The organism is Pseudomonas sp. ICMP 8385, from assembly GCF_002699915.1.
Taxonomy (GTDB): Bacteria; Pseudomonadota; Gammaproteobacteria; order Pseudomonadales; family Pseudomonadaceae; genus Aquipseudomonas; species Aquipseudomonas gessardii.
The window spans coordinates 1-8,197 of sequence record NZ_LKBY01000156.1 but is presented as its reverse complement, the minus strand read 5'-3'; the positions used below and the strand labels follow the sequence as shown (position 1 = coordinate 8,197).

15 protein-coding genes are annotated in these 8,197 nt (G+C 59.4%); 10 read left to right on the top strand and 5 right to left on the bottom strand.

Annotated elements, in window-relative coordinates; translation table 11 throughout:
* Nucleotides 1-146 precede the first annotated feature (146 nt).
* Genes AO268_RS30010 through AO268_RS29990 form a run of 5 tightly spaced genes read right to left on the bottom strand, consistent with a single transcriptional unit; the run spans nucleotide 147 to nucleotide 1,641 of the window.
* Nucleotides 147-464, bottom strand: a complete 318-nt coding sequence (locus AO268_RS30010; RefSeq protein WP_042857718.1) for a hypothetical protein — start codon at nucleotides 462-464, stop codon at nucleotides 147-149.
* A gap of 1 nt (nucleotide 465) precedes the next feature.
* The gene (locus AO268_RS30005) at nucleotides 466-687 is read right to left on the bottom strand and encodes a hypothetical protein (protein ID WP_042857719.1); all 222 of its coding nucleotides are present in this window, start codon (nucleotides 685-687) and stop codon (nucleotides 466-468) included.
* Between the two features lie 12 nt (nucleotides 688-699).
* Nucleotides 700-1,020, bottom strand: a complete 321-nt coding sequence (locus AO268_RS30000; protein ID WP_047710214.1) for a hypothetical protein — start codon at nucleotides 1,018-1,020, stop codon at nucleotides 700-702.
* Nucleotides 1,021-1,042: 22 nt separating this feature from the next.
* Nucleotides 1,043-1,342, bottom strand: a complete 300-nt coding sequence (locus tag AO268_RS29995) for an addiction module antidote protein (RefSeq protein ID WP_042857721.1) — start codon at nucleotides 1,340-1,342, stop codon at nucleotides 1,043-1,045.
* Complete coding sequence (locus AO268_RS29990) at nucleotides 1,339-1,641, bottom strand: type II toxin-antitoxin system RelE/ParE family toxin (protein WP_042857722.1); 303 nt, start codon at nucleotides 1,639-1,641, stop codon at nucleotides 1,339-1,341. Before AO268_RS29990 ends, AO268_RS29995 begins: the two co-directional genes overlap by 4 nt.
* 202 nt (nucleotides 1,642-1,843) lie before the next feature.
* Here AO268_RS29990 and AO268_RS29985 point away from each other — a divergent pair, with 202 nt between their 5' ends.
* The 10 genes from AO268_RS29985 to AO268_RS29940 all read left to right on the top strand — a co-directional run bounded on the left by AO268_RS29985 (nucleotide 1,844) and on the right by AO268_RS29940 (nucleotide 8,073).
* Entirely contained in the window at nucleotides 1,844-2,623 is a 780-nt protein-coding gene (locus tag AO268_RS29985) for a DUF4942 domain-containing protein (protein WP_042857723.1), read from the top strand.
* Nucleotides 2,624-2,774: 151 nt separating this feature from the next.
* Nucleotides 2,775-3,143 carry a hypothetical protein gene (locus AO268_RS29980; RefSeq protein ID WP_042857724.1) on the top strand — a complete coding sequence of 123 codons (369 nt, stop codon included), beginning with the start codon at nucleotides 2,775-2,777 and terminating at the stop codon, nucleotides 3,141-3,143.
* Entirely contained in the window at nucleotides 3,143-3,493 is a 351-nt protein-coding gene (locus AO268_RS29975; RefSeq protein WP_199520587.1) for a theronine dehydrogenase, read from the top strand. Before AO268_RS29980 ends, AO268_RS29975 begins: the two co-directional genes overlap by 1 nt.
* Nucleotides 3,494-3,551: 58 nt before the next feature.
* Nucleotides 3,552-3,770 (top strand): hypothetical protein, encoded by a 219-nt coding sequence (locus tag AO268_RS29970; RefSeq protein ID WP_042857725.1) that lies wholly within the window; start codon nucleotides 3,552-3,554, stop codon nucleotides 3,768-3,770.
* Nucleotides 3,771-3,835: 65 nt separating this feature from the next.
* Nucleotides 3,836-4,927 carry a hypothetical protein gene (locus AO268_RS29965; RefSeq protein ID WP_202808232.1) on the top strand — a complete coding sequence of 364 codons (1,092 nt, stop codon included), beginning with the start codon at nucleotides 3,836-3,838 and terminating at the stop codon, nucleotides 4,925-4,927.
* Between the two features lie 144 nt (nucleotides 4,928-5,071).
* A complete protein-coding gene (locus tag AO268_RS29960; protein ID WP_042857726.1) occupies nucleotides 5,072-5,314 on the top strand; it encodes a hypothetical protein in 243 nt (80 codons plus the stop codon).
* A 51-nt stretch (nucleotides 5,315-5,365) separates the two neighbouring features.
* Nucleotides 5,366-7,048: a DNA cytosine methyltransferase gene (locus tag AO268_RS29955; protein ID WP_042857727.1), complete on the top strand. Its 1,683-nt coding sequence runs from the start codon at nucleotides 5,366-5,368 to the stop codon at nucleotides 7,046-7,048.
* A gap of 92 nt (nucleotides 7,049-7,140) precedes the next feature.
* A complete protein-coding gene (locus AO268_RS29950) occupies nucleotides 7,141-7,362 on the top strand; it encodes a hypothetical protein (protein ID WP_042857728.1) in 222 nt (73 codons plus the stop codon).
* A 3-nt stretch (nucleotides 7,363-7,365) separates the two neighbouring features.
* Nucleotides 7,366-7,806 (top strand): hypothetical protein, encoded by a 441-nt coding sequence (locus AO268_RS29945; RefSeq protein WP_042857729.1) that lies wholly within the window; start codon nucleotides 7,366-7,368, stop codon nucleotides 7,804-7,806.
* Between the two features lie 9 nt (nucleotides 7,807-7,815).
* A complete protein-coding gene (locus AO268_RS29940; protein ID WP_047710215.1) occupies nucleotides 7,816-8,073 on the top strand; it encodes a hypothetical protein in 258 nt (85 codons plus the stop codon).
* Nucleotides 8,074-8,197: the final 124 nt, after the last annotated feature.

Below are 8,197 nucleotides of genomic sequence, written 5' to 3'. Positions count from 1 at the left end.
GGGGCGCTTCCATTCCCAAAGAGCAAGGCGGCATCCGCTTCGCGGCTGCTGCTTTGAAAAGCGTTTGTTTCCCGCGCCCCACGCTCGGCATTAAAGCAGATCGGCAAGAGCGCCTGCGGTCAAGCGCTCAATGCCATGCAAATCGATCAGAGGGAGTTGGCCAGGTCGTACACGCCGGTTACAGCGAACCAAAGGCCGATACCCGCAGCAAGCGCCGTATACAAGGGCAACCGCTTGTGTTTGTCCGTGTAGCCATCGCTGAATCTGTTCTGCTTCGGGGTGATGGTATAGAAGAACCCTTGAATGGCCTTGGGCAGGAGGATCAGGAATGCAAGACCCTTTAGGCTCAGTTCAGCGTTATCTGTCCACGGGAATCGGGCCAGCCAAAATGCGCAGCCAATCCACAGGAGCCAGCCCCAGGCGAAAAGCGCCTTGGTTTGGTTCGGGGAAATAGTCTTTTCCATGTCAGCCTCGCTTGTCCGGGCGACCTTCATTCCAGGTCATCCAGTAAAAAATGACGATGCCGACAACGGCGCCTAATGGGCCAATGCGCTCAGTCCAGGCAATCGGAAGAAGGGTAGGGAGGGCCAGTTTCAGGCCGATCACAATCATGGTTGCAACGATCCACCCAAACCCGGCTGCAACGGGGGTGAGCAAAATGCGTTTGACGATCAGGTCCGTGTTCATAAGTACCCCCTTTTATCCGATAAGTGTGGCGATGAGATCTATCACTTTCGAATCACGCGCCATCACCCACGCGAAAACCGCCAAGGTCAGCAGCCCGTAAATCCACCGACGTTGTTGATCGGGGGTGACTTCGGCCCCGCTCTCCGGCCATATCGGCGGGATATCACCCTGGAGGAATTTGGGGAAAAGGCCCATCAACGCGAACCAGGCCCAATCGAAACCAGCAGGCCCAGCGTAGGGCGACTTGGTGGCGATCCAAGCAGCTAGGCCGAGCCAGGCAGCCCATGCGCATGCGCGTATGACCCCCTTCTTTTTCGACGTTAAAGCGATCATGTAACCTCCTTGTTCACAACGATTAGTGTACCGGCTCAACGTGCTTGCGGGTCGTAAGATCCAGGCCAACGGCACGCATTACGGCCAGCAGGGTTTTCAAAGTCGGGTTGCCCTTGTCCGAGAACGACCGGTAGAGGTGTTCGCGGGAAAGGCCAGATTCATTGGCAAGGGCGGTCATCCCTTTGGCGCGGGCTACGACACCCAGGCATTTTGCGATATAGGCCGCATCGCCCGTTTCGAATGCGTCCTCCATGAATACCGCGATGGACTCCGCATCAGTCAACGCATCAGCGGGGTCGTAGTCGTAAAATTGTTCTTTCATTCATCGTCACTCCACTGGCTGGCCAACGCTTTAGCGGTTTCGATATCCCGCGCTTGGCTGCTCTTGTCCCCACCACACAGCAACAGGACCAGTTGGTTACCGCGCTGCTGAAAATACACCCGGTAGCCGGGGCCGTGATGGATGCGCAGTTCGCTGATCCCCTGGCCCACTGGTTGAACGTCCCCAAGCAGACCATTTGCAACGCGGAAGACTCGCGCAGCGATGATGGCTTTGGCCTGCTTGTCTCGCAGCTTGCGTTCCCAGTTCCTGTACGTGGCGGTTTGTTTAATTGTCTTCATGGGCTCAATTGTAGCTTATAAATCACGGCTAGGCAAGATTCTCGCACGCGAGAAAGTCAATTAATAGTAAATATAATATTGACCATAAGTTGACGCAAGGGTGATTTTTTAGGATACTGAATCCGTCGAAGCAATCCCGTCTCGACAGCCTGGAACCAGCGGCGGCAACCGCTCCGGGCAACACTGCGAAGGAGTTCGAAGCATGTCTATTTTCAAAGAGTTGGCGTTACCTTCTACGCTTGACGATCTGCTAACTGCCCGCGAGGAAGCGCTACGGCTGATCACTGATGCACGCCGCATGCTGGAGCTGGCCCAGGAAGTTCTAGCGCCCCATGGTCGGCATCTGATGCCTCACGCTGCGCAACTCAGGGAAGACCAGGACAGGGTGCGCCGCGAACTGGACACCTCCCTATGGCGCCGGGCGTTCGATATGACAGGCTTTAAGCAACTGATGGACGCCGAGGCCGTCGCGGAGTTTGAGAAGAGCCTTTGCCCATCCCCGCCTGAATTCACCGCGTCGACGATCACCGCGACGTTCATCGACTTGCGCATAAACGCCGAATCCATGTTCCAGCGTGGGGTTTTCAATGTGTTCCGGTATCTCTCCGACGACTACCGCACCAACGCAAAAGAGCCGTTTCGCATCGGCCAGAAAGTGATCATGGAAGGGATGGTCGAACCTTCGTTCAAAAGTGGCCTTTGCATCCGGTACGGTTCATGGGCCAAGGACAAGCTCAATGACCTTGACCGGGTATTTCAGACGCTCGATGGCAAGCCCTTCCAGGCGCACGCATTGACCTCAGCTATGGATGCAGCTTTTCAGGCTGGGGAAGTGTTCGAGAACGAGAACTACCGGGCCAAGGCGTTCAAGAAGGGCACCCTCCACCTGGAGTTTCTGCGCCTGGATCTGCTGGACAAAGTGAATGAGCAGATTGCCGAATATTACGCCGGCAACGTGCTGCCAGACGCCCGCGCTGCGTAGTAAAAAAATGTCACTATCAGTCAAATTAGATTTGACTGATAGTTGACTTGTTGGGGTTCCTTTGCGATACTTACCACGTCGAAGCAATTCCGCTTCGACAGCCCGGAACCAGCGGCGGCAACCGCTTCGGGCACACTGCGAAGGAGTTTCCATGAGCGCCTATATCCTGAATCGTTTTCACATCTCCGCCATCCTCATGTTCACCTGCAACGGCAAGCCGGATGCAACCACCTACCAGCTCCTTGCCGATAAAGGCCAGCAGCTGCTTGACGAAAACATCCGATCCGTACGCACGCGCTACCCTCGCGAAACGTTCAAGGGCGAGCTGTTCGGCCTGGATGAAACTGTCCCCAAGCCCACCCCGCTCGAAGCCCTCAAGCTCATCCAGTGCCTGGAATATCAGTCCAATCAAAACCCCGACTATTACGCGACCCAGGCATTTCGCACCCTGCATGAAATTCGCCGCGTAGCGCAGTCCAAGCTGCCGGGCTGGGATCAGGCGAGCTGGGATCTGGTCTGATGGCCGCGAATGCCCAGCAGGTAGCGCCGCCCATGTGGCGCTACTCCCTGCGCTGGTGTCTGCCTCACTTGCCATGCCCCGGTGACTTCGAGCTGCTGGTGATCGAGGCGCCGGCAGGGCAGAAGCTCCCCGAGGAAATGCGCAAGGCGTGGGAGGCCCGGCCCGAGGGTTACGGGGTCTGTCTCGACTTTCCCGCCTCTCAGGCGGTCAAGCGCTGGAGCGCCGAGGCAAAAGGCAAGGTCAGGCGCAAGAACCTGGAGCGGCGGGTTGAAAAGCAGGCTCCGCTGTTTGCGGACGAGCTGATAGCCCGCGAACTGGCCCAGCGTCCCGCCTATTTCGAAGGCAAGTAATCTAAAAGCCGGTACATGCGGCGGCAACCGCTCCGGCACAGCGAAGGAGAATCCCGCAATGACTACATACCGTGTCGTATGGGCCGTTGATATCGACGTTGACGGCGATCATCGAGCAGCCGCAGAGGCGTGCGCACGCCACTACTTCCAGCCGCGAATTGCAGATGGCGATCCCGACAGCGCATGCGTGTTCAAAGTGACGGGACCAGACAACAAGCCCGCCGAGGTCGACCTGGTGCCGAGCTTGTGCGATCTCATTGGTGACGACACCGAGTAAACGTAACCCAACAGTGCCCGGATCCAGCGGCGGCAACCGCTCCGGGCACTTGCGAAGGAGTACGCATGAACGCAATCAGCCGCGGCTGCCCCTCGGGCGGCGCTCACCCTGTTTTATCCCTCGCCCAGGTCGAGGCCCTGCGCGCTGCGCTGGCCGGTCGGCTGCTGGCCGTGTGTTTCGGATCGGGCGTGGATTCCACGGCCATGCTCGTAGCCCTGCACGCGGCAGGGCTGCGCCCGGATATCATCACCTTTGCCGACACCGGCGCGGAGAAACCCGAGACGTTGGCCCACATTGAGGCGATGGATTCAGTGCTGCGTGCGTGGGGCTGGCCGTCCGTTAGCGTGTGCCGGAAGAAACCGAAGCCCACCACCGGATACCAGGATCTTTACGGCAACTGCATGGCCAACGAGACATTGCCTAGCCTGGCCTTTGGCATGAAATCTTGTTCGGTGAAGTGGAAGCAGGTTCCCCAAGATCAGTTTCTCATGGGCGCCCGTTCTGGCCCGAACGCCAGGCCAGCGCATCCTGTGTGGGAACGCGCCAAGGTGACGGGGCAACGCATCGTCAAGCTGATCGGTTACGACTGCGGCAAAGCAGATCTGCGCCGCTCCAAAGCGCTCAAGCCTGCGGACGCAAACTTCGATTATGTCTACCCGTTGCAGCTGGTTCGCTGGACTCGCCGCGATTGTGTGCGTGCGATCACTCATGCGCTCGGCGCGGACCTGGTACCGATCAAATCCGCCTGCTTTTTCTGCCCAGCTTCCAAGCACTGGGAACTCTATTGGCTTGCCGCGAATCACCCCGAGCTGCTGGAGCGGGCGCTGTTGCTTGAGCGCAACGCCCTCACTGGCAAGCACAGCCGATTCGACGCAGTACAGTTTGGCGCCTCATGGGAAGACCTAGTGCGAAATGCCGATGGCTTCCCCAGCACGACGACAACGGTAGGGCTAGGGCGTAGCTTTGCCTGGAACCAGTGGGCCAGGGTCAATGACGTTGTAGACGAGCATTTTAACGTCAGGCGAGCCGCTGCCGATCGAGCGCGTTTTGCGGCGTTGTCCGACAGTTTGCGGGATCCAGATAATGCCCTGGACTCGCGTACGCCGGGCATTCCCGTTGTCGATATCACTAACTCTGAGCAGTTAGAGCTGTGGTAAATTATTAGTAAAAATAGATTTGACTACAAGTTGACATTGAGAATGGCCTTTGCGATACTGGGAACCGTCGAAGCAATCCTGCTTCGACAGCCTGGAACCAGCGGCGGCAACCGCTCCGGGCGCATTGCGAAGGAGATTCAAACAATGGCTATCGAAACCCACCTGTTCTATTTCAGCTCAGCCACGCAGCTGCGCGATTTCTCCGGCTTCACCGTCGAGCCGTCCCATCAAGCCCGCCCAGGGCAAGAACCCTCCACCGTCACCATGTACACGGTCGTCGCTCAGCGCTCCGGCATCGGCCAGCGCGAAGTCATCGCAGAGTTCCCGCTGGAACTGCATGCCGAGATTTTCCGCGACATGGCCGAGGCGACAGCCCGCGCCCTCTGACCACAGCCCCGCCCGGACCTTGGGTCCGGGCCATCGTGACGGATGACGAACATGCTTACAAAGTATGTGCTCAAGCACTTTCATTTCTGCTGCGGGCTTGGCGGCGGCGCCAAAGGCTTCAACCAAAACAAGGAAGTGGTCGGCCACCTGCAGGCGGAATGGCGCTGCATTGGCGGTGTCGATGTGGACGCCGGCGCGCTGCGTGATTTCCAACGCCTGGCCGGTGTACCAGGTACGCAAATGGACCTGTTCACCCGCGAGCAATACACCGCCTTCCATGGCAAGGAACCGCCAGCAGACTGGCGGGAGGCAACCCCGGCTGATATTCGCCGCGCTGCGGGCTTTCAGGATCCTGATGTGGTGTTCATCAGCAGCCCCTGCAAAGGCGCTTCTGGCCTGTTGTCCGAGGCGTTGAGCCTAACCCCCAAGTACCAGGCCCTCAATGAACTGACGTTGCGCTGCGTGTGGCTCATGTGCGAGGCCTGGCAGCACAACCCGCCCGGCCTGATCGTGTTCGAGAACGTGCCGCGCCTGGCCACCCGTGGTCGCCACCTGCTCGATCAGATCGTTCAGGTGTTGAACTTCTTTGGCTATGCCGTGAGCGAGACAACCCACGACTGCGGGGAGCTGGGCGGCCTGGCCCAAAGCCGCAAGCGCTTTCTGCTGGTGGCCCGGCACGTAGAGAAAGTGCCACCGTTCTTGTACGAGCCGGAAAAGAAATCCCTGCAATCGGTCGGTGCTGTCCTTGGCCGCATGCCGCTGCCTGGGGATATCGAGCGCGCTGGCCCAATGCATCGGGTTCCAGCGCTGCAATGGAAAACGTGGGTTCGCCTTGCCCTGGTCGAGGCAGGCAAGGACTGGCGCAGCCTGGATCAGTTGGCCATCGAGGACGGTTATCTGCGCGACTTCGTGATAGTGCCCGAGGCGTTCTCGGGGTATCTAGGCGTGCGTAACTGGGGTGATTCAATGGGCACCGTTGCCGGCCAGACAGGGCCAACCAATGGCGCATTTTCGGTTGCAGATCCGCGCAGCCCGGCACACGCCGCGCAGTACCAGCAATATGGCGTACGGCGCTGGGAGGACTCGAGCGGCGCAATCATCGGCATCAAGTCGCCAGGGCAGGGCACGTTCAGCGTGGCCGATCCGCGTGGAGCAGCTGGTGGACACGGGAAATACAGCGTCACCCGCTGGGATGGCTCGGCACGCACCGTCATTGCCGGCAGCACGACAGGGCAGGGCGCGTTTGCCGTACAGGATCCGCGCCCAGGCTTGCGCCGCGTGAAAGGCGATGCCTACCTCACCGGGGGCCACTATGGCGTCGTGCCGTGGGAAGGCCTGGCCGGGGCAGTATCCGCCAGTGCGCGCCTGGACAATGGCCGCTGGAGCGTTGCCGATCCGCGCATGCCAGCCGCCAATGATCGATTGACCTGCGTGATTCGAAGCCTCGACGGCACCTGGCACCGCCCATTCACCACGCTGGAAATGGCGGCGCTGCAAAGCCTGGTTGACCCGGAAGAAATGCTTGAGCTGGACGGTTTGAGCGACCAGGCGTGGCGCGAGCGGATCGGTAATGCGGTACCACCGAAAGCCGCTGAGGCAATCGCCGGTGTAATGGCCCAAACCCTCCTGCTGGCCAAGCAGGGTGAAACCTTCCTGCTCAGTCATATGCCGGTATGGGTTCGCCCCGTCGCGGTCGGCCTGTCGCTGGCCAGCGAACTCGACAAGGCAGCATAACCAACCTACAGGCGCCTCAGCCCGGGGCGCCTAACTCAGCCCGGAAATGACGGCGGCAACCGTCCCGGGAACCCACGCGAAGGAGTAACACCATGTTCCGCGATCTCACGATGAGCAAAGCCCAACGTTCCAGCCAGGCCCTGCATACCGCTGCGCGGTTGGCAGAGCATCGGAAGAAGTGGTATTCAGCCGCCGAGCTTTACGAAGCAGCCGCATCCCTTTGGCCAGGCAAAGGCATCAGTTTGATGCGCCGCGCCGAACAGTGCCGCTCCCTGGTTGTCGATGCCAGCGATGAAATGGAATTTGAGGATTGAGCCATGGACGAACGAACGGAACAGCAACTGACCGATTATCTCGATACCCTGTTGTGGCTGGAGACCGCCTCCGTGGCCGAGATCGAAGGTGCCTTATCCACGGCCTCCGCCACTGTACGTGAGGACCTGGAGCTGGGCATTCAGTGCATGATGGACTCAGACCGTCCCGGCTTGGCCAACTACTTTCCCAACCTGGTCAGTCGGCCCACTTCGCTGTCAGTCATCCGCCAAAAATTCTCAGCTGTCGCACTGGCTATGGATCAGCTTGAGGACTCGATGCGCCGGCGACAAACGGATCCTACCTATCCGTTAATGGGTTATGGCGCGGTTCTTGGTACGTTGGCCAAGTTGCAATACCTGAACAAAATCACACCATCGCAGCGGGAGTTGCTGCTCAGCGAACTGGCTAGCCTCAAAGCTGGCGGCATGCGTCTGGACAATTAAGGAGGCGTCATGAACCGCATGGCTAAACGTCGGAATCGGTTACCCGTGATCCTCTGCGTAGCTGGGGGCATTCTCATTTTCGTGGTTGAAATGTTTTCGTCCTGGCACATGACCGAACGGCGCGTAGCGCGAAAGAACCAGGAGAAGGCTCGGTATCTGCAGGAGCATTCGCCGCCAAAACCAGCCAATACGCACCTAGAGGTATTCATGCCGCCAGGGGCTTCGCACAATACCTCACACACCATCAAGGAAGCGGTTTCGCCTTGAGCCATCATGGGCGTGCCCCTGCGGGGGCGGCTGTCGTGAACCAAGCCCCGGCCAAAAGCACGCCGGGTCTTGGCCCTTCGGGCTTCCATCCTCACGCCTCCGGCCTACGGCCTGCGCGCTCCGC

Coding starts and splice junctions, on each gene's coding strand:
- AO268_RS29965 (WP_202808232.1), top strand. CDS start 3,836: ATGAACGCAATCAGCCGCGGCTGCCCCTCGGGCGGCGCTCACCCTGTT.
- AO268_RS29940 (WP_047710215.1), top strand. CDS start 7,816: ATGAACCGCATGGCTAAACGTCGGAATCGGTTACCCGTGATCCTCTGC.
- AO268_RS30005 (WP_042857719.1), bottom strand. CDS start 687: ATGAACACGGACCTGATCGTCAAACGCATTTTGCTCACCCCCGTTGCA.
- AO268_RS29955 (WP_042857727.1), top strand. CDS start 5,366: ATGCTTACAAAGTATGTGCTCAAGCACTTTCATTTCTGCTGCGGGCTT.
- AO268_RS29975 (WP_199520587.1), top strand. CDS start 3,143: ATGGCCGCGAATGCCCAGCAGGTAGCGCCGCCCATGTGGCGCTACTCC.
- AO268_RS29990 (WP_042857722.1), bottom strand. CDS start 1,641: ATGAAGACAATTAAACAAACCGCCACGTACAGGAACTGGGAACGCAAG.
- AO268_RS29970 (WP_042857725.1), top strand. CDS start 3,552: ATGACTACATACCGTGTCGTATGGGCCGTTGATATCGACGTTGACGGC.
- AO268_RS29960 (WP_042857726.1), top strand. CDS start 5,072: ATGGCTATCGAAACCCACCTGTTCTATTTCAGCTCAGCCACGCAGCTG.
- AO268_RS29945 (WP_042857729.1), top strand. CDS start 7,366: ATGGACGAACGAACGGAACAGCAACTGACCGATTATCTCGATACCCTG.
- AO268_RS29980 (WP_042857724.1), top strand. CDS start 2,775: ATGAGCGCCTATATCCTGAATCGTTTTCACATCTCCGCCATCCTCATG.
- AO268_RS30010 (WP_042857718.1), bottom strand. CDS start 464: ATGGAAAAGACTATTTCCCCGAACCAAACCAAGGCGCTTTTCGCCTGG.
- AO268_RS29950 (WP_042857728.1), top strand. CDS start 7,141: ATGTTCCGCGATCTCACGATGAGCAAAGCCCAACGTTCCAGCCAGGCC.
- AO268_RS29995 (WP_042857721.1), bottom strand. CDS start 1,342: ATGAAAGAACAATTTTACGACTACGACCCCGCTGATGCGTTGACTGAT.
- AO268_RS30000 (WP_047710214.1), bottom strand. CDS start 1,020: ATGATCGCTTTAACGTCGAAAAAGAAGGGGGTCATACGCGCATGCGCA.
- AO268_RS29985 (WP_042857723.1), top strand. CDS start 1,844: ATGTCTATTTTCAAAGAGTTGGCGTTACCTTCTACGCTTGACGATCTG.